16 protein-coding genes are annotated in these 18,570 nt (G+C 69.9%); 7 read left to right on the forward strand and 9 right to left on the reverse strand.

Features of this window, described 5'->3' with window-relative positions; translation table 11 throughout:
• Nucleotides 1-276: 276 nt before the first annotated feature.
• Nucleotides 277-1,911 (reverse strand): acyl-CoA dehydrogenase family protein, encoded by a 1,635-nt coding sequence (locus PXH83_RS25545; RefSeq protein WP_274563453.1) that lies wholly within the window; start codon nucleotides 1,909-1,911, stop codon nucleotides 277-279.
• Nucleotides 1,912-1,928: 17 nt separating this feature from the next.
• Between PXH83_RS25545 and PXH83_RS25550 the strand changes: the two genes are divergently transcribed.
• The 3 genes from PXH83_RS25550 (at nucleotide 1,929) to PXH83_RS25560 (ending at nucleotide 5,220) form a co-directional block, all read left to right on the forward strand.
• Nucleotides 1,929-3,056, forward strand: a complete 1,128-nt coding sequence (locus PXH83_RS25550; RefSeq protein WP_274563455.1) for a YihY/virulence factor BrkB family protein — start codon at nucleotides 1,929-1,931, stop codon at nucleotides 3,054-3,056.
• 354 nt (nucleotides 3,057-3,410) lie between these two features.
• The gene (locus tag PXH83_RS25555; protein ID WP_274563457.1) at nucleotides 3,411-4,115 is read left to right on the forward strand and encodes a response regulator transcription factor; all 705 of its coding nucleotides are present in this window, start codon (nucleotides 3,411-3,413) and stop codon (nucleotides 4,113-4,115) included.
• On the forward strand, nucleotides 4,108-5,220 hold the full coding sequence (locus PXH83_RS25560) for a sensor histidine kinase (protein ID WP_274563459.1): 1,113 nt from the start codon (nucleotides 4,108-4,110) through the stop codon (nucleotides 5,218-5,220). The genes PXH83_RS25555 and PXH83_RS25560 overlap by 8 nt, the downstream gene beginning before the upstream one ends.
• On the opposite strand, the gene PXH83_RS25565 is transcribed toward PXH83_RS25560, so the two are convergent.
• Together PXH83_RS25565 and rpmF are read right to left on the reverse strand one after the other, a co-directional pair.
• Nucleotides 5,195-6,400: a GTP-binding protein gene (locus PXH83_RS25565; RefSeq protein WP_274565166.1), complete on the reverse strand. Its 1,206-nt coding sequence runs from the start codon at nucleotides 6,398-6,400 to the stop codon at nucleotides 5,195-5,197. The two genes, PXH83_RS25560 and PXH83_RS25565, sit on opposite strands and share 26 nt — an antisense overlap.
• 50 nt (nucleotides 6,401-6,450) lie before the next feature.
• The gene (gene rpmF, locus PXH83_RS25570; protein WP_214924716.1) at nucleotides 6,451-6,621 is read right to left on the reverse strand and encodes a 50S ribosomal protein L32; all 171 of its coding nucleotides are present in this window, start codon (nucleotides 6,619-6,621) and stop codon (nucleotides 6,451-6,453) included.
• Nucleotides 6,622-6,773: 152 nt separating this feature from the next.
• On the opposite strand from rpmF, the gene PXH83_RS25575 reads away from it, so the two are divergent.
• Nucleotides 6,774-7,667 (forward strand): slipin family protein, encoded by an 894-nt coding sequence (locus PXH83_RS25575; RefSeq protein ID WP_274563461.1) that lies wholly within the window; start codon nucleotides 6,774-6,776, stop codon nucleotides 7,665-7,667.
• A 5-nt stretch (nucleotides 7,668-7,672) separates the two neighbouring features.
• Here PXH83_RS25575 and PXH83_RS25580 read toward each other — a convergent pair whose 3' ends face one another.
• The 5 genes from PXH83_RS25580 to PXH83_RS25600 all read right to left on the reverse strand — a co-directional run bounded on the left by PXH83_RS25580 (nucleotide 7,673) and on the right by PXH83_RS25600 (nucleotide 12,989).
• On the reverse strand, nucleotides 7,673-8,587 hold the full coding sequence (locus PXH83_RS25580; protein ID WP_274563463.1) for a LysR family transcriptional regulator: 915 nt from the start codon (nucleotides 8,585-8,587) through the stop codon (nucleotides 7,673-7,675).
• Complete coding sequence (locus PXH83_RS25585; RefSeq protein WP_274563465.1) at nucleotides 8,584-9,765, reverse strand: glycine C-acetyltransferase; 1,182 nt, start codon at nucleotides 9,763-9,765, stop codon at nucleotides 8,584-8,586. Before PXH83_RS25585 ends, PXH83_RS25580 begins: the two co-directional genes overlap by 4 nt.
• 360 nt (nucleotides 9,766-10,125) lie before the next feature.
• A complete protein-coding gene (gene tdh, locus PXH83_RS25590) occupies nucleotides 10,126-11,154 on the reverse strand; it encodes an L-threonine 3-dehydrogenase (RefSeq protein ID WP_274563467.1) in 1,029 nt (342 codons plus the stop codon).
• Nucleotides 11,155-11,292: 138 nt separating this feature from the next.
• Complete coding sequence (locus PXH83_RS25595) at nucleotides 11,293-12,054, reverse strand: class I SAM-dependent methyltransferase (protein WP_274563469.1); 762 nt, start codon at nucleotides 12,052-12,054, stop codon at nucleotides 11,293-11,295.
• Nucleotides 12,055-12,179: 125 nt separating this feature from the next.
• Entirely contained in the window at nucleotides 12,180-12,989 is an 810-nt protein-coding gene (locus PXH83_RS25600; protein WP_274563471.1) for an MBL fold metallo-hydrolase, read from the reverse strand.
• A gap of 394 nt (nucleotides 12,990-13,383) precedes the next feature.
• Here PXH83_RS25600 and PXH83_RS25605 point away from each other — a divergent pair, with 394 nt between their 5' ends.
• Nucleotides 13,384-14,448, forward strand: coding sequence for a glycosyltransferase family 2 protein (locus PXH83_RS25605; protein ID WP_274563473.1), 1,065 nt, complete (start codon nucleotides 13,384-13,386; stop codon nucleotides 14,446-14,448).
• Nucleotides 14,449-14,473: 25 nt separating this feature from the next.
• Here PXH83_RS25605 and PXH83_RS25610 read toward each other — a convergent pair whose 3' ends face one another.
• Entirely contained in the window at nucleotides 14,474-14,635 is a 162-nt protein-coding gene (locus PXH83_RS25610) for a hypothetical protein (RefSeq protein WP_214924734.1), read from the reverse strand.
• A gap of 218 nt (nucleotides 14,636-14,853) precedes the next feature.
• Here PXH83_RS25610 and PXH83_RS25615 point away from each other — a divergent pair, with 218 nt between their 5' ends.
• Together PXH83_RS25615 and rsgA are read left to right on the forward strand one after the other, a co-directional pair.
• Nucleotides 14,854-17,142, forward strand: coding sequence for an NHL repeat-containing protein (locus PXH83_RS25615; protein WP_274563476.1), 2,289 nt, complete (start codon nucleotides 14,854-14,856; stop codon nucleotides 17,140-17,142).
• Between the two features lie 265 nt (nucleotides 17,143-17,407).
• Complete coding sequence (gene rsgA, locus PXH83_RS25620; protein WP_274563478.1) at nucleotides 17,408-18,523, forward strand: ribosome small subunit-dependent GTPase A; 1,116 nt, start codon at nucleotides 17,408-17,410, stop codon at nucleotides 18,521-18,523.
• Nucleotides 18,524-18,570: the final 47 nt, after the last annotated feature.

Below are 18,570 nucleotides of genomic sequence, written 5' to 3' on the forward strand. Positions count from 1 at the left end.
TGCGGGTCGAGTGGGTCGGTCTTCACTGGGATTACCCCGTCACTGCTGTGAGGTCACGAGGGCACAAGGTCCCTGGGTCACCCGTATGCGAGGTGGTTGTTCCCTATCGTGCCCCTCCGTCGGCGTGCCCGCCCGCCAGTCCGCACAAACAGTGCAACCGTTTGCAACTCTCGTGCCGGGGCCCCGACTTGTACGAGGGTGGATGTGTCAGTCGGGGTGGTGCCGTGTCGGCGCAGCACCACCCCGGCGACACCCGGCTCCATGGGCCGGGACCCGTCAGACGACCGCCCGCGCCCGCTCCACGACCGATGCGAGATCGAGGCTGTGCGGCAGCGTGCCGAAGGCCGCGCCCCAGTCCCCGCCGAGCCGCGACGCGCAGAACGCGTCCGCGACCTCCGGCGGCGCCCACCGCACCAGCAGCGAGCCCTGCAGCACGAGCGCCATCCGCTCGACGAGCCTGCGCGCACGCCCCTCCATGCCCTCAAGATCGGCGAGCTCGGTCAGCAGGCCCTTGATCGCCCCGTCGAGCCGGTGATCGGCGCCGCGCGCCTGCCCGATCTCGGTGAGGAAGGCATTGAGCGCCTGCGGTTCGCGCTGCAGCGCCCGCAGGACATCCAGCGCCTGTACGTTCCCCGAGCCCTCCCAGATCGAGTTCAGCGGCGACTCGCGCAGCAGCCGCGGCATCCCCGACTCCTCGACGTACCCATTGCCGCCCAGGCACTCCAGCGCCTCGGCGGTGACCGGCGTACACCGCTTCGTCACCCAGTACTTCGCGGCAGGCACCGCGAGCCGCAGGAACGCCCGGTCCTGTTCGGTGTCGCTGTCGTACGCCGCCGCGAGCCGCATCGCCAGCGTCGTCGCAGCCTCCGACTCCAGCGCCAGATCGGCCAGTACGTTGCGCATCAGCGGCTTGTCGATCAGCTTGCCGCCGAACGCGCTGCGGTACGCCGCATGGTGCGTGGCCTGCGCCACCGCCTGGCGCATCAGCGCAGCCGAGCCGACCACGCAGTCCAGCCGGGTCGCGGCCACCATCTCGATGATGGTGCGCACGCCGCGCCCCTCCTCACCGACCAGCCGTGCCCACGTCCCGTCGAACTCGACCTCGCTCGACGCGTTGGACCTGTTGCCCAGCTTGTCCTTGAGGCGCTGGATCCGGAATACATTGCGCGTCCCGTCGGCCATTACCCGCGGCACCAGGAAGCAGCTCAGGCCGCCCGGGGCCTGCGCCAGGACCAGGAATCCGTCGCACATCGGTGCCGAACAGAACCACTTGTGCCCGGTGAGCAGATACTCACCCTCGCCCGCCAGCGGCTCCGCGCTCGTCGTATTGGCCCTGACGTCGCTGCCGCCCTGCTTCTCCGTCATGCCCATCCCGAAGAGCGCCCCCGCCTTGAGCGACGGGATTTTCAGCTCCTCCTCGTACACGTGAGAGGTGAGCCGGGGCTCCCACTCGGCGGCCAGTTCGGGGTTCGCACGCAGGGCGGGCACCGCTGCGTGCGTCATGGACAGCGGGCAGCCGTGCCCCGCCTCGGCCTGCGTCCACACGAGGAACCCGGCCGCGCGGCGGACGTGCCCGTCGGGGCGGCCCCAGGCGTCCGTCAGGCCTGCCGAGACGGCGTGTCCGAGGAGCCGGTGCCAGGCCGGATGGAACTCGACCTCGTCGATTCGGTTGCCGTAGCGGTCGTGCGTCCGCAGTTTTGGCGGGTTCTCATTGGCTTGGACTCCCCATTCCTGTGCCTGGACGGACCCGGCGGTGCGGCCGAGCGCCGCCAGTTCCTCCCGTACGTCTGCGAGGAGTCCGGGGGCGACGTGCCGCTCCACGCCCTCGCTCAGGGCCCGGTCGGCGGTGAAGACGTCGTACCCCACCAGGGGCGGAGCCTGATTGGTCACTGTGTGTGTCGTGGCTGCCATGCCGCTACGGTAAGGAGGTGCAGGCAGCAAAAGAAACACCCGAACGGCCTCATGGCCGGCTTCACCGGGCCAGAGTCCTCTATCGCAATGTCTCCAAGCGCAAGTTGGTTTGGCTGCTGCTGAAGGACACCGTCAACTCGTGCATCGAGTACCGCATCCTCGGTCTCGCAGCCGAGGCGGCGTTCTTCACCCTGCTGTCCCTCCCGCCCCTGCTGCTCGGCATGATCGGCCTGCTCGGTTACGTCGATGCCTGGACCAGCACCGAGACCGTCGCCTCCATCGAGCGGAACATCCTGACCGCCTCTGAAGCCGTCCTCTCCGACCGAGGCGTGAACGACTTCGCCAAACCGCTCCTGGACGACGTCACCAAGGGCGCGCGGCCCGATGTAATCTCTCTCGGCTTCGCCATCGCACTCTGGTCGGGCTCGCGCGCGGTCAATGTCTTCATCGACACGATCACCGTGATGTACGGCCTCGACGGCCACCGCGGCATCGTGAAGACCCGGCTGCTGGCCTTCCTGCTGTACATCGTGGCGCTGATCATCGGTGCGGTGGTGCTGCCGCTGATGGTGGTCGGACCGGACCGGGTGGTGGATCTGGTGCCGTTCGGCACGGAGGTCGTCAGTGTCCTGTACTGGCCGGTCGTCACCCTGCTGTCCATCGCCTTCCTCACCACGCTCTATCACGTCTCGGTGCCGGTCCGTTCGCCCTGGATCGAGGACATCCCCGGGGCCCTGATGGCCCTCGGCATGTGGGTGTTCGGCAGCTTCCTGCTCCGCATCTACCTGACCAGGACCGTCGAGGGCGTCTCCATCTACGGCTCCCTGGCCGCCCCCATCGCCGTCCTCCTGTGGATCGGCATCTCGGCGTTCGCGGTCCTGGCGGGCGCGGCCGTCAACGCCGCGATCGACCGCGTCTGGCCGTCCGTGGCCACGGCGGCGGCCCGCGAGGCGAACGACCGCGTACGGACGGCCCAGGCGGCGGCGGTCATAGCGCGCGCGGAGGCGGCGCGCTCGGCGGAGGGCGACGCGGACGAATCCGACCCGGACATGCCGTCGGAGTTCCCGGAGCGGTGGTCGCGGTTCCTGCCGCCGGACGACGTGAAGTCCCGACTGCACTCGGGCAAGGACAAGGGACAGCTTTAGGGCGTGTCCGGCGGATCATGCCTGGGCTGCGGGGCTTGGCACGCACATCTGCGGCGTTGTCGTCGGTCGGCGTCGCTCCGCGTCGCCTCCCTCCTCCGCCTTGCAGCTGCACGCACCAAGCCCCGCTCACCAGCGCTGATATGGCGCCGCACCCTGAAGCCGGCCTGATCCGCCGGACACGCCCTAGCCGGGGAGCACCAGGTTCGACGGTGAGCGCCGCAGGCTGCCCGCACCCGCACCCGCACCCGCACCCGCACCCGCACCCGCACCCGGCACCGGCCCGCGCACCGGACGTCACGGCTTCGTAAGGCGCCGCCCGCCCCGCGACCCGCCCACGTCGACGACACTGGCCCCATGCAGAACATCCTGGTCGTCGACGACGACCCCACGGTCGCCGAGGTCGTCACCGGCTATCTGGAACGTGCCGGCTTCGCCGTGACCCCTGCCGCCGACGGCCCCGAGGCCCTTCGCCAGGCGGCGGACCGCAGGCCCGACCTCGTGGTCCTGGACCTCATGCTGCCCGGCATGGACGGCCTGGAGGTCTGCCGCAAGCTCCGCGCCGACGGCCCCGTCCCGGTCATCATGCTCACCGCGCGCGGCGACGAGGACGACCGGATCCTGGGCCTGGAGGTCGGGGCCGACGACTACGTCACCAAGCCGTTCAGCCCGCGCGAGCTCGTGCTGCGCGTCGAGTCCGTACTGCGCCGTGCCGCGCTCCAGCACCAGGGACCGCGGGTGCAGGCCGCCGGGATCTCCCTCGACCCCGAGGCCCGCCGCGCCACCAAGGCCGGGACCGAACTGGCCCTCACCCTCAGGGAGTTCGACCTCCTCGCGCACCTCATGCTCCACCGCGGCCAGGCGCTGAGCCGGGAGCGGTTGATGCATGACGTGTGGGGCTGGGAGTTCGGCGACCTGTCGACCGTCACCGTCCATGTGCGGCGGCTGCGCGGGAAGATCGAGGACGACCCGGCACGACCGCGCCTCATCCAGACGGTATGGGGGGTCGGCTACCGCTTCGATGCCGGCCGACTCGACGAAGGCGGGGTCTCACATGCGTGACCTCCTGCTCATCGCCTTCTTCGCCTTCCTCGGCGCCGCAGCCGCCGGCCTCCTCGGTGCCGTGGCCCTGCGCCTGCTCCGCCACCGCTCCGTCGCCGTATCGCTGACGGTCGTCGCCGCCGTCACGGTCACCGCGATGCTCGCGGGCACGCTCTCCGTGGCGCAGGCGATGTTCCTGTCCCCGCACGACCTGACCGTGGTGACGACGGTCGTCGCGATGGCCGCCGTCGTCTCCCTGGCCACCGCACTGCTCCTCGGCCGCTGGGTCGTCGCGCGCAGCAACGCCCTGAAGCTGGCGGCCCGTACCTTCGGCGACGGCGGCGACTTCGCGGCGCCGACGGGATCCTCCACCGCCGAACTGGACGCCCTGGGCCGTGAGCTGGCGTCCACCAGCGCGAAACTCGCCGCCTCCCGCGAACGCGAGCGCGCCCTGGAGACCTCCCGGCGCGAACTCGTCGCCTGGATCTCGCACGACCTGCGCACCCCGCTGGCCGGCCTGCGTGCCATGTCCGAGGCGCTGGAGGACGGCGTCGTCGCCGACCCGCCCCGCTACCACCGGCAGATGCGTACCGAGGTCGACCGGCTCAACTCCATGGTCGGCGACCTGTTCGAGCTCTCCCGCATCCACGCGGGCGCGCTCGCCCTCACGCCGATCCGTATATCGGCGTACGACCTGGTGGGCGAGGCCATCGCGGGCGCGGACCCACTGGCCCGCGCCCAGGGCGTACGCCTGGTCGGCGACGCGGTGGAGGCTCTGCCGCTCGAAGTCGACGCACGCGAGATGACCCGCGTCCTCGCCAACCTCCTGGTCAACGCGATCCGCCGTACCCCCGCCGACGGCACGGTCGCGGTCGCCGCCGAACTGCGCGCCGACTCGGTGGTGCTGTCCGTCACCGACGGCTGCGGCGGCATCCCGCCCGAGGATCTCCCGCGCGTCTTCGACACGGGCTGGCGCGGCACCGAGGCCCGTACGCCCCCGGCGGGCGCGGGCCTCGGGCTCGCCATCGTGCGCGGCATCGTCGAGGCCCACGCGGGCCGTGCCGACGTACGCAATGTGAAGGGCGGCTGCCGCTTCGAGGTCACACTGCCCGCGGCGCCGCGCTGACCGTCAGCAGCTCCTGCTCCGGCTCGTGCTCGCACGTGTCGTCGATGCCGTACGTGTCCCATGCGGGGAACGGATCGTCCGCCGGGGTGCCTGCGTCCTCGCCGACCGCGGTGAGGCATGCGGTGAGCGCCGTGTGCAGCGCCTCGGCCCGCAATCCGGTGCCGATGAAGACCAGTTCCTGGCCCTGCTCGGTGTCCGAATCCGCGTCGCGCGCCCCGGAGGGTTCGAACCTGGCGACCGCGCCGGCCTGCGACCACAGGCCGGTCACACGCGGGCGGCTGGCCAGCCAGAAGAAGCCCTTGGAGCGCAGGATCTGCCCGTACGCGCCGCTGTCGAGTTCCTGGGTGACGAAGTCCCACAGGCGCCCGGGATGGAACGGCCGCTCGGCACGGAACACGGTGCTCGAAATGCCGTACTCCTCCGTCTCCGGCACATGGTCGCCGTTCAGCTCCCGCACCCAGCCGGGAGCGAGCTGGGCCTTCTCCAGGTCGAAGAGGCGGGTGCCGAGCACGTCGGCGGGGTCCACGCGGCCGTGGGTCGCGGCGACGATCCGCGCGGCAGGGTTGAGGCGCGAGAGGGCTGCCCGGAGCCGGTGAGCCGTCTCCGAGTCCACGAGGTCGAGCTTGTTGAGCACGATGACGTCGGCGAACTCGATCTGGTCCATCAGCAGATCACTGACCGTGCGGTCGTCGTCCTCGTACTGGTCGAGCCCGCGCTCGGCGAGCCCGTCGCCGCCGTTCAGCTCGGGCAGGAAGCCCGCGGCATCGACCACCGTGACCATCGTGTCGAGCCGCGCCAGATCGCCCAGCGTCGCGCCGTCGTCGCGCGGGAACGCGAACGTGGCGGCGACCGGCATGGGTTCGGAGATGCCGCTGGACTCGATGAGGAGGTAGTCGAAGCGCCCCTCCCCGGCCAGCCGGTCCACCTCTTCGAGCAGGTCGTCCCGCAGGGTGCAGCAGATGCACCCGTTGGTCATCTCGACGAGGCGCTCCTCGGTGCGCGACAGCGCTGCCGTGCCGCCCCGCACGAGCGCGGCGTCGATGTTGACCTCGCTCATGTCGTTGACGATCACGGCGACCCGCAGCCCGTCCCGGTTGCCCAGGATGTGGTTGAGCAGCGTGGTCTTGCCGGCCCCGAGGAAGCCGGAGAGCACGGTCACGGGCAGTCGGTGCTGTGTCATGCCGGTCGGCGTCATACCGGTCGGCGTCATGCGGGTCGTCGTCATGCCGGTCAGCCCTCGGGGCGCAGGAGCCCGCGCTCGTACGCCTTGGCCAGCCGCTGCGGCACCCGGTAGACCGAGCCGTCGACGGTGATGGGGACAAGCTGCGGCGTGGTGGCCTTCCACTGGGCGCGGCGGTGACGGGTGTTGCTGCGCGACATCTTCCGCTTGGGTACGGCCATGGGGTCCTCCAGGGGGTGAGTGCGATCGCCGGAACGCTACCTGCAAATGGATCCCGTTTTCAATTTGGCCGCCTCGATGAGGCCCGTACCACGGCGAATATGTGGGCGTATCGTGATATGAAGGCGCGCGATCGAGACCTCTGGGGGTCGAAATGGTCGAGGAGCTGTTGACAGCGGGAGCGGTGGCAGGGTCCGCCGTTGTGGTGTACGTCGTGGCGGCGGCCAGGGTTGTGCGGCAGTACGAGCGGGGCGTGGTGCTCCGCCTCGGGCGGCTTCGCGAGAACATACGTCGTCCCGGGTTCACCATGGTGGTTCCGGCCGTGGACCGGCTGCACAAGGTGAACATGCAGATCGTGACCATGCCCGTGCCCGCCCAGGAGGGCATCACTCGCGACAACGTCACCGTGCGCGTCGACGCCGTCGTCTACTTCAAGGTCGTCGACCCGGCCGCCGCGATCATCGCGGTCGAGGACTACCGCTTCGCGGTGTCCCAGATGGCGCAGACCTCGCTGCGGTCGATCATCGGCAAGAGCGACCTGGACGACCTCCTGTCCAACCGCGAGAAGCTCAACCAGGGCCTTGAGCTCATGCTCGACAGCCCGGCCATCGGATGGGGTGTGCAGATCGACCGGGTCGAGATCAAGGACGTCTCGCTGCCGGAGACGATGAAGCGCTCCATGGCACGCCAGGCGGAGGCGGACCGCGAACGCCGCGCCCGGGTCATCAACGCGGACGCGGAGCTGCAGGCGTCCAAGAAGCTCGCCGAGGCTGCCGGTGTGATGTCCGAGCAGCCCGCGGCGCTCCAACTCCGGCTGCTCCAGACCGTGGTGGCTGTCGCGGCCGAGAAGAACTCCACGCTCGTACTGCCGTTCCCGGTGGAGCTGCTCAGGTTCCTGGAGCGGGCGGCACAGCAGCAGCCGCAGCAGGCGCATGACGAGCCGCAGCCCAAGGCCCGGCCCGAGCCCCCGTCGGTACTCGCGGACGAAGAGCCGGCCCTGGCCGAGCCGCCGCCCGCGGTCACCGGCGAGCACTCGATTCGGCGGTAGAGCCGTCAGCCGGTGGAGAGCCCGGCCGCAGATTCCGCCAGTGCGTCCAGTACCGGCCGGATCAGCGGATGGTGCTCGGCCCCTCGGCGTACGGCGGCGAACACCCGCCGGGTCGCGGCCGGGCCCGCCACGGGACGTACCACCGTGTCCTTGAGCTCCATCCCCCGCAGCGCCGAACGCGGCACGAGCGCCACCCCCGCGCCCGCCCCCGCCAGCGCCACCACAGCGCGGAAGTCGTCCGACGAGTGCACGAGCCGTGGCTGAAAGCCCGCGAGCTCGCACGCGAGCAGCATCACGTCGTGGCACGGATTGCCCGGGTACGGGCCGATCCAGTCGCTGTCGGCCAGCTCCGCGAGGGCCACGTGCGCGCCCTGCCCGAGCGGGTGGGACGCGTGCAGTACGGCGTCGAAGGGCTCGGCGTACAGCGGTACGCGCGCCAGGCGGCGGTCGTCCTCGCGCGGTGCGCCCCGGTATTCGACGGCCAGCGCGACATCGGCCTCCCCGTCCAGCACCAGCGGCAGGCTCTCGTCGCCCTCGGCGTCCCGGACGCGGACACGGATGTCCGGGTGGCGGTCCGCGAGACGGCCGATCGCCGGGGCGAGCACCTCCGCGATGCCCGTCGCGAAGGCCACCACGCGCACTTCACCGGCCGCTCCGCCCGCGTACGCCGCGAGCTCGGCCTCTGCGCGCTCCAGCTGGGCGAGCACGGCGTTGGCATGGGCCAGCAGAATGTCGCCGGCCGCGGTCAGCCGTACGCCCTTGCCGCTGCGGGTCAGCAGGGTGTGGCCGGTCTCCTGCTCCAGTGCGGCGAGCTGCTGGGACACGGCGGACGGGGTCAGGTACAGCGCCGCAGCCGCGGCGGTCACCGTCCGGTGGTCCGCCACGGCCCGCAGGATGCGCAGCCTTCGGGGGTCGATCACCCAGCCATTGTCGCCCGAGCGTCGATGAACGCCGCCACAGCCCGCTCCACGTCGGCGGTCGAGTGCGCGGCGGAGAGCTGGACCCGGATGCGGGCCGCCCCCATGGGGACGACGGGGTACGAGAAGCCGATCACGTACACCCCGCGCTCCAGGAGAAGTTCGGCCATGCGGCCCGCCTCCGCCGCGTCGCCGATCATGACGGGCGCGATGGCGTGGTCGCCGGGGAGGATCTCGAATCCGGCCTCGGTCATCTTCGTACGGAAGAGCTTGGTGTTGGCGGTGAGGCGCTCGCGCAGTTCACCGGCGGATTCGAGGAGGTCCAGGACCTTGATCGACGCGGCGGCGATCACCGGGGCGAGGGAGTTCGAGAAGAGGTACGGGCGCGAACGCTGACGCAGCAGCTCGACGATCTCGGCGCGGGCCGCGACGTAACCGCCGGACGCGCCGCCGAGGGCCTTGCCGAGCGTGCCGGTGATGATGTCGACGCGGTCCATCACGCCGTGGAGTTCCGGGGTGCCGCGACCGCCGGGGCCGACGAAGCCGACGGCGTGCGAGTCGTCGACCATGACCATGGCGTCGTACTGGTCCGCCAGGTCGCAGATCTCGGCGAGCGGGGCGACGTAACCGTCCATCGAGAAGACGCCGTCGGTGACGATGAGGCGGCGGCGGGCGTCCTGCGTGTCCTTGAGCTGCTGTTCGAGGTCGGCGAGGTCGCGGTTGGCGTAGCGGTGGCGGCGTGCTTTGGAGAGGCGGATGCCGTCGATGATCGACGCGTGGTTGAGGGCGTCGGAGATGACGGCGTCCTCGGGGCCGAGGAGGGTCTCGAAGACGCCGCCGTTGGCGTCGAAGCAGGAGGAGTAGAGGATCGTGTCCTCCTGGCCCAGGAAGGCCGAGAGCCGCTGCTCCAGCTCCTTGTGGATCTCCTGGGTGCCGCAGATGAAGCGGACCGAGGCCATGCCGTAGCCCCAGCGGTCGAGGGCGTCCTTGGCGGCGGCGACGACGTCGGGGTGGTCGGCGAGGCCGAGGTAATTGTTGGCGCAGAAGTTGAGTACGTCGCCGGAGGGGACGGAGACGGAGGCGTTCTGGGGGGTGGTGATGACGCGCTCGGGCTTGTAGAGACCGGCGGTGCGGATTTCGTCGAGGGTGGTGCGGAGGTCGTCGCGGACGGATGCGAACATGCGGTGGCTCTCCTTGCGGTGGGAGGGGTTGGGTGTGCGGTGCGTTTCGGTGGCTGCGGTGGTGCGGGGCCGGGCTTCCGCTGCGCGGGGCTTTCCCCGACCCTTCCCCAAGCTCTCAACTTCGTTCGAGCAGGGGAGACCCCGTTCTTCCCGGCTGTGACATTTGCGGCTCCGCCGCGTGGGGGCGAGCCCCCAGACCCCCGGGACCCCCACGGGCTGAGTTTTGCGGCCAGGGCCGCAAAGTCTGGGGGAGTTTGAGGAGCGGGGTCTGGGGCGGAGCCCCTCGCGCGGCGGCAGCCGCAAAATGTCACAGCGGGAAGGGGCGGGGTGGGGAAAGGCCCGCGCCAGGGGATCGGCGTCTCAGCGCGTCCAGTCGAGGATGATCTTGCCGCTGCGCGCGGTCGCCGCTTCGTCGAACGCCGCGTCGAAGTCCTGGTAGCCGTAGCTGCCGGTGATCACCGGGCTGAGGTCGAGACCGCCCTCCAGCAGCACCGTCATCGCGTACCACGTCTCGTACATCTCGCGGCCGTAGATCCCCTTGACCGTGATCATCGAGGTGACGATCTTCGACCAGTCGACGGCAAACTCCTCGGACGGCAGGCCGAGCATTGCGATCCGGCCACCGTGCGTCATGTTCGCGACCATGTCCCGCATCGCCTCCGGCCGGCCCGACATCTCCAGACCGATGTCGAAGCCCTCCTTCAGGCCCAGCTGCCGCTGCGCGTCGGCGATGTCCGACTCGGCGACATTGAGCGCCAGCGTCGCGCCGGCCTTGCGGGCGATCGCCAGGCGGGACTCGCTGACGTCGGTGATGACGACATTGCGCGCGCCGGCGTGCCGGGCGACGGCCGCGGCCATGATGCCGATCGGGCCCGCGCCGGTGATCAGTACGTCCTCGCCGACCAGCGGGAAGGAGAGCGCGGTGTGCACCGCGTTGCCGAACGGGTCGAAGATCGCCGCCACGTCCAGGTCCACCTTGGCGCGGTGCACCCACACATTGGACGCGGGCAGGGCGACGTACTCGGCGAACGCGCCGTTGCGGCCGACGCCGAGACCGACGGTGGAGCGGCACAGGTGCCGGCGCCCGGCCAGGCAGTTGCGGCACTTCCCGCACACCAGGTGGCCCTCGCCGCTGACCAGGTCGCCGACCGCGATGTCCTGTACGTCCGTACCGACGGCCGCGACTTCGCCCACGAACTCGTGGCCGAGAATGAGCGGTGTGGCAACCGCCTGCTGGGCCCAGCCGTCCCAGGATCTGATGTGCAGGTCCGTGCCGCAGATGCCGGTACGGAGCACCTTGATCAGCACGTCACCTGGCCCGGTCTCCGGCTCCGGCACGTCCATCAGCCACAGCCCGGGCTCGGCGTACTGCTTGACAAGTGCCTTCATGGCTGCGGCTCCAGGCGAGGTGACAGGGTTGATCGCGAACGCGTACCAATCTGTCGGGACCGGGGCGTGCAGTCCATCGAGGATTTCTTAACCGGGCCAACAGCGCAGCTTCACGCGAACGGCGAGGCCCGGTGGGCCCTATGCGACGCCGACCAGTACATAACTGTGCCCGTACTGCCACACCGGGCCCGCCTCGGCGAAGCCCGCCTTGCGCAGGAGGTCCGTATGGGACTCCAGGCTCAGCCCGTTGTCGCCGCCGCTGTCGAGGCGCCGCCGGCGGCGTTCCGCCATGAGGCCGGTCAGCTCCGGCGCGGCGGTCGCGGCGGTCCACCAGGACTGCCAGTCCTCGTGCGCCGCGGTCCCAAGACGGTCCGCGCGCCGGCGCCCCGTGTGCTGGGCGAGAGCGGCCAGCCGGGGCGCCTCGTGGTCGAAGTGGTCCGCGTTGACGAGTACGCCGCCGGGCCGCAGCGCGGAGTGCAGGCGTTCGTACACCTCGGAAAGGGCGGGCTGGGGCAGGTAGTGGAGCGCCGTGGTGGACACGGCGGCGTCCAGCGGACCACCCAGTTCCAGTGCCTCGATCCAGCCGGGGGAGCCGATCGCCACATCGGCGAAGCGGACCGCGGTGCCGCAGTGCCTGCGCCCCAGCTCCAGCAGCAGCGGATCCGTGTCGACGGCGACGATCTCCCACCCCGGGTTACGGGCGGCCAGCCGCGCCGCCAGCGAACCGGGGCCGCACCCCAGATCGGCCACCAGGGGACGCCGCCGTCCCGCCGTGACGTGCTCGACGACGTCCGCGATCACGGTGAAGCGTTCCTCGCGGTCGACCGCATAGCGTTCCTGCTGGAGATCCCATCGCCGGATCCACTCCGTCGCCGCGGCCGGCGTCAAATGCCCGGTCACCGCGCGCCCTTGTTTGCTTCGCCGCCCATGGGTGGTGTCGCCCTCTCGATCCGTGGTGCACCCACCCTACAACTTAACGACAATCATTGTCGTTAAGTTGTAGGCGGTCGTATTGATGTGCGGGTTTATGTGCGGACGCCGGGTTCGAAGCCTGCGAGCATCTGTTCCAGTTGCTGCTGGTCGGGGCCGACGAAGGGATCCGAGCCGGGCGCCGCGGTAAGGGTGTCGATCATTCGCGGGGCGATACCGACGGCCGGCGGCAGATGGGTGCACATGACGGCCTCGGGGTCCATGACCCGCAAGGGTTCGAGGGTGGCGAGGAATCTGCCGACGTCCACGACATGGATCCAGGGGCTGTCCACCGTGGCCCACAGCAACTGCGCTGCGCGCAGGTCGTCGGCGGCGACGTCACCGGCGTCACCGTCGGCGGCCACTTCTGCACTGGGCATGGGGCCGCCGAAGCAGTCGGAGCTGAAGCATGTGCGCGACCGGTCGTCGTAGAAGCCGACGGTGGCCGGGTTGTCGAACAGCGGCGGCCGGAAAGCGCTGAGCGTACGGTCGCCCACGTCCAGGGTCTGGCCGGGGTTCACCAGGCAGACGCGGTCGAGTGGCAGCGGGCGCTCGGTGGACATGATGCCCGCGCCGAGGAACGTGGTCACGACTCGCGCCTTGGGGGCGGCGGCGAGCAGGTCGAACAGGCCGCCGGTGTGGTCGCGGTCCGGGTGCGTGAGCCATATCCAGCGGACGTCGGCGGGGTCGACGGCCGGGCCGAGCGTGTTCAAGAAGTCCCGGTCGGCGAGGCTGAGGCCGGTGTCGACGACGACTGGCTGCTCGGCATGCAGGACAAAGGAGTTGACCGGGAGGAAGCCGAGCCCCGGTACTTCGAGACAGTCCCCCAGCACGGTGATGTCGCGTCCGATTTTCTGCATGCTCATGGCTGGCCTCCTCAGGTCTCCACTCCAGTTTCCTCCTGGCCGGTGCGGGCTGCCTGCCCGGTGAACCAGGCCAATCTCGCGCACTCCGCGTTCGGCGGTGTCTGTCGGCCACGGCCGCGCCGGGCCGGAGCAAAATGCGGCCCCACAAAAGGGAACCCGGCTGATGCCCGGGGCGCGAATGGCTGGATCAATATGCAGGGCCGGCGTGGTCGGGTGACATGAATTGGCCGGATCGGGTGGCTGGTGGTCGCTCGTTCTCCCGGGCGGTATTGACTCGCGGCCCCGTCACCGATTCTCTTTGCTCTCTCCGGGGGCGGGGAATAGGTGAGCGTTGAATCAACGAGATTCGATCGGAGAATGGGGGGCGTTCATGAATTTGTTCAAAGGTCATTCCATGCCGGGCAATAAGGCGCCGGTGATCGTGGCACTGATACCCGCCCACAACGAGGCCCGCCGCATCCGCGCCTCCGTCGCCGCGCTCCACCGCCAGAGACGTGTTCCGGACCGCATCGTCGTAGTGGCCGACAACTGCACCGACTCGACCGCCGACATCGCCCGGCTGGCGGGCGCGGCCGTCCTGACTTCCGACAACAACCGGCACAAGAAAGCCGGCGCCCTCAACCAGGCCCTGGACCGGACCCTCCCCGAGCTCGCCGACCACGACTTCGTCCTCGTCCAGGACGCCGACACCATGCTCCGGCCCTCCTTCGTCTCCAGTGCCGTCGCGGCAATGAGCCGCAAGGTGGGGGCCGTCGGCGGAATCTTCTACGGCGAAAAGGGCGGCGGCCTGCTCGGTGCGCTGCAGCGGGTGGAATTCCACCGTTACGCCCGCGAGATCGCCCGCCGTCGCTTCCGGGCCGACGTGCTGACCGGCACCGCGACCCTGTTCCGGGTGACCACCCTCCGCGAGGTCAAGCAGGCCAGGGCCGACGGCCGGATCGGCGGCGGCGACTCGTACTACTCGCTGGCCTCGCTCACCGAGGACGACGAAATGACCAAGGCCGTACGGACCTTGGGCTATCTGACGGTCTCGCCGCCCGGCTGCGGCGTGGTCACAGAAGTCATGACGACCGTCCCGAAACTCTGGCACCAGCGGCTCCGCTGGCAGCGCGGCGCCCTGGAGAACCTGCGCGACTACGGCTGGACCCGGGTCACGGCTCCGTACATCCTCCGCCAGATCTCCATGGGTCTGTCGGTGGTGTTCCTGGCGCTGTATCTCATCTTCACCGCATGGATGCTCACCCGGGGGCGGCCGGAATTCTCGCCCTTCTGGATCGCGATCGGCCTCGTCTTCGTCGCGGAAAAGGTCATTACGGCCCGCGGCGCCGGCCGGCGAGCCCAGCTGCTCGCGGGGACGCTGGCCGTCGAGCTGGCGTACGACATGTTCCAGCACGCGGTCTACGTGCGCTCCCTGTGGGACATGGCACGACGCCGCGAGGAGCGGTGGATCGCCACCTGAGTCACGCCCCCCTTCACCACCCGAGTCACCACCGGGCCATAAACAACCCCTTGGAAGACAGGAGTTCCGTGTACGGAGGAATGCCGATCGCCGGTGTGGTCGGGCTCGGCGGGGCATCGTCGCTCGCGGCCAGACGGTCCGGCTTCGACACGCTCGCGAACGTCGTCGCGGCGACCACTCTGCTCATGGCCGGAGTCTCCCTGTTCAAAATCATTCCCCGGCGCATGCCCGATATCGCACTCACTGACCCGGGAGCGTTTCAACGCTCCGCAGGACACGGCACGTTGAACGAACCCCGGCTTTCCCGCGGGACGTTCCGCCGTCGTCACCGAATCCAACGGACACCGAGCAACAGCGCGCGACCGATGGGCAATTCCGCAATTTCCGATGACAGGAGATTCAGCAATGACCACTAACGGTGCTACTGCCGCTCCCTACCCCGACGGAACAATCGTCACCGCGGCCGGCAACGGCCAGGCAGGGTACGTCTCCGACGGCAGCCCTGCCGTCGGGACCAAGACCCACTACCCCCACGGCGTCGCGGTCGACGGCGAAGGCAACCTCTACATCGCCGACCAGCACAACCACCGGGTACGGAAGGTGGCGCCGAACGGGATCATCACCACGGTCGCCGGAACCGGCACGGCGGGCTTCGTATCGGACGGTGGCCCCGCCGCCGGCACGCCGCTCCACTACCCCAGCGGGGTGGCGGTCGACGCCTCGGGGAACCTGTTCATCGCCGACCACTACAACCACCGGGTACGGAAGGTGGCGCCGAACGGGATCATCACCACGGTCGCCGGAACCGGCACCGCAGGGTTCGTCTCCGACGGCGGCCCCGCTGTCGGCGCCCGTCTTCACTACCCCATCGGCGTGGCGGTCGACGGCTCGGGGAACCTGTTCATCGCCGACCAGCACAACCACCGGATCCGGAAGGTGACCCCCGACGGGATCATCACCACAGTGGCAGGCAACGGCCAGGCCGGATTCGTCTCGGACGGTGGCCCCGCCGTCGCCACCAAGCTGTATCACCCGCTCGGCGTCGCGGTGGACGAGTCAGGAAACCTCTACATCGGCGACTGGAACAACCACCGCATCCGTAAGGTCGATGCCAAGGGCAACATCACCACGGTGGCCGGCAACGGCGTCGCCGGGTACGTCTCGGACGGCGGCCCCGCCGTCGCCACCCGCGTCTACCACCCCGGCGGCATGGCAGTGGACGCCGCCGGAAGCCTGTACTTCGCCGATCACGCCAACCACCGCATCCGGAAGGTCGATGCGAACGGGAACATCACCACGGTCGCCGGCACCGGTGTCGCCGGATACGTCGCCGACGGCGGCCCCGGCGTCGCCACTCAGCTCTACTACCCGACAGACGTGGCGGTGGACCCGTCCGGGAACCTGTTCATCGCCGACCGGCACAACCACCGCATCCGGCGGGTGTACGGCGCGGCCCACGTGCAGCCGCCGAAGCCCCCGATGGCCGACCTCTACGGCGAGATGGTGGCCCCTTCCTCGGTGCCGCGCGGCCAGGAGTTCGACCTCGGCGCCCGCATCCGCAACCGAGGCCCGGCCACCGTCGACGGCGGGAACGTCACCGTCGTGATGACGCTGGCCGAGGGCCTGACCGGCGGCCCCGGTACCACCGGCCGCCGGCTGACCCGTACCTTCACCGGAGCCCAACTCGTCCCGAACGGCGGCTCGCTGGACGGCGTCTTCCGGGTGAGCGCCCCCGACACCACGCCTCCCGGGATGTACGAATCGACACTGGAGATCCAGTACGGCGGCGATCTCAACCTCAAGGACAACGTCTTCAAGCTGCCCGTCACCGTCGTCGTGCCCGCCCCGGTCGGCGACGAGACAGCGCTGACGATCTATCAGGAGACTGTCCCCGAGGCCGCTGCCGGTCAGAGCAGCCGCATCAACCTGCGGCTTCTCTCGCCCACCAGCCAGCCGGTCAACCCCGGCATCATCATCCAGCGCTTCACCGCGCCGACCGGTTTCGTGTTCAACGGCAGGCCGACGTACGCGTACCACACGGCATCCCACGGGGTGATCACCGGCGACCTCGACCACCAGGTCCACGACGGCGGGCGAACGATGATCATCGCGGCCAACCCGCACCTCAACACCACAGCCACCGACACCGGCTCCCTCATCTACTCCATCCCCCTCCTCGCCCTGCCCGGTGCCACCCCGGGACTGCAGACCGACGGATCGGCCAGCATCGGCAGGCGCACCCCCGTACAGCTCGCCGCCAAGATCGTCGGGGCTGCCGCCGATTCGGCGCAGGTCATACAGATCCAGCGGGAAAAGGCCACGGTGCGGCCCGGTCAGCAGTGGGTGTATCCGGCGGTCTTCAAGGTGACCAACACAGGCCGGTCCCGGATCGGCAACCACCCCATCGTCCTCACCGCGCCCGAAGGGATGCGCTTCACCGAAGACCGGCTGGTGATGTCCCGGCAGGACGACGACGGCCGCGAGACCGTCAGCCGAGCCGTACGGTCGGCCGACGGGCGGACCCTCACCTGCTCCGCCGTCGCTCTTGAGCTCGACCAGGGCAAGTCGGCGTCGATGTACCCCGAGATGGAGGTGGACCGCTCGGCCGCCCCGGGCGAGGTGACGGTCCGCCTCCAGATGGGCAGCCCCGTCTTCTCGTCGGGCTACGCCACGATCGTCGTCGAACCCCGGTAGGAACACCCGGAAATAAATGACTGGCACCGCGTCCCGGGACAGGGCTATGGTTCCCCCGTTCCGGGACGCGGCTGTGCCGCGATCGGAGCGCACTGTCGGTTCGTTGAAGAAGCAGGAGGTGAGGACATTGATGACTGTCACGGTGACGGGCACTGCCCGCATTCAGGAGTTCATCATCGTTTCCACCCCTGTGGTCTCCGGCTGACACCCACTCAACTTCCGTGCGCAGAGCGCACCGCCGGGGCCACCCTTCGAAGGGTTCCCCTTGTTCAACGCTTCGCTCAACACGTCCCACCACTCCGCTGCCCAGCACACCCTCGCCGCCTACGGCTGGGATGCAGCATGGGAAGCCGAATTCGCTCCGTACGCCGCACAGGGCCTGCTGCCCGGCCGTGTCGTACGGGTCGACCGGGGCCAGTGCGACGTCGTCACCGCCGACGGCATCGTCCGCGCCGACACCACCTACGTAACTCCCCACGATCCACTGCGCGTTGTCTGCACCGGTGACTGGGCGGCCGTCGACCCCGTCGGCGATCCGCAGTTCGTACGGGCGTATCTGCCGCGCCGTACGGCTTTCGTACGCTCCACCTCCTCCTCCCGGTCCGAGGGGCAGATCCTCGCGGCCAACGTCGACCACGCGATCATCGCGGTGTCCCTCGCAGTCGAGCTCGACCTCGGGCGCATCGAGCGGTTCCTGGCGCTGGCGTGGGAGTCGGGCGCCCAGCCGTTGGTCGTCCTCACCAAGGCCGACCTGGTGCCGGACGCCACCGGGCTCTCGTACCTCGTCGACGACGTGGAGACCACCGCGCCCGGCGTGCAGGTGCTGGCCGTCAGCGCCACGACGGGCGACGGCATCGACGTACTCAACGCCGTCGTCTCGGGCGGTACGAGCGTGCTGCTCGGGGTGTCCGGTGCGGGCAAGTCGACCCTTGCCAACGCGCTGCTCGGCGAGGACGTGATGGATGTGCAGGCCGCCCGTGAAGTCGACGGCAAGGGCCGCCACACCACCACGACGCGCAACCTGCTCGCGCTGCCCGGCGGGGGAGTGCTCATCGATACGCCCGGACTGCGCGGTGTGGGGCTGTGGGACGCCGAGGCCGGTGTCGGGCAGGTCTTCTCGGAGATCGAGGCGCTGGCCGAAGACTGCCGGTTCCACGACTGCGCCCACGAGGCGGAGCCGGGCTGCGCGGTCCTCGCCGCCATCGAGGACGGCACACTGCCCCACCGGCGCCTCGACAGCTACCGCAAGCTGCTGCGCGAGAACCGGCGCATCGTCGCCAAGACCGATGCCCGTCTGCGGCGCGAGATGCTGAAGGACTGGAAGCGCAAGGGCGCGGAGGGGCGCTTCGCGATGGAGGCCAAGCGCGGCAAGGTGCGCTAGCCATCGGGTGTGGTGAGTGGGGCAGCGGGACGTTCCCGTTGCCCCAC

The organism is Streptomyces spiramyceticus (assembly GCF_028807635.1).
In the GTDB taxonomy this organism is placed as follows: domain Bacteria; phylum Actinomycetota; class Actinomycetes; order Streptomycetales; family Streptomycetaceae; genus Streptomyces; species Streptomyces spiramyceticus.

Coding starts and splice junctions, on each gene's coding strand:
- PXH83_RS25565 (WP_274565166.1), bottom strand. CDS start 6,400: ATGACACAGCACCGACTGCCCGTGACCGTGCTCTCCGGCTTCCTCGGG.
- PXH83_RS25560 (WP_274563459.1), top strand. CDS start 4,108: ATGCGTGACCTCCTGCTCATCGCCTTCTTCGCCTTCCTCGGCGCCGCA.
- PXH83_RS25575 (WP_274563461.1), top strand. CDS start 6,774: ATGGTCGAGGAGCTGTTGACAGCGGGAGCGGTGGCAGGGTCCGCCGTT.
- PXH83_RS25555 (WP_274563457.1), top strand. CDS start 3,411: ATGCAGAACATCCTGGTCGTCGACGACGACCCCACGGTCGCCGAGGTC.
- PXH83_RS25610 (WP_214924734.1), bottom strand. CDS start 14,635: ATGAGCAGAGTGGTCGCCGCGACGACGTTCGCGAGCGTGTCGAAGCCG.
- PXH83_RS25545 (WP_274563453.1), bottom strand. CDS start 1,911: ATGGCAGCCACGACACACACAGTGACCAATCAGGCTCCGCCCCTGGTG.
- PXH83_RS25615 (WP_274563476.1), top strand. CDS start 14,854: ATGACCACTAACGGTGCTACTGCCGCTCCCTACCCCGACGGAACAATC.
- rpmF (WP_214924716.1), bottom strand. CDS start 6,621: ATGGCCGTACCCAAGCGGAAGATGTCGCGCAGCAACACCCGTCACCGC.
- PXH83_RS25585 (WP_274563465.1), bottom strand. CDS start 9,765: ATGTTCGCATCCGTCCGCGACGACCTCCGCACCACCCTCGACGAAATC.
- PXH83_RS25600 (WP_274563471.1), bottom strand. CDS start 12,989: ATGAGCATGCAGAAAATCGGACGCGACATCACCGTGCTGGGGGACTGT.
- tdh (WP_274563467.1), bottom strand. CDS start 11,154: ATGAAGGCACTTGTCAAGCAGTACGCCGAGCCCGGGCTGTGGCTGATG.
- PXH83_RS25605 (WP_274563473.1), top strand. CDS start 13,384: ATGCCGGGCAATAAGGCGCCGGTGATCGTGGCACTGATACCCGCCCAC.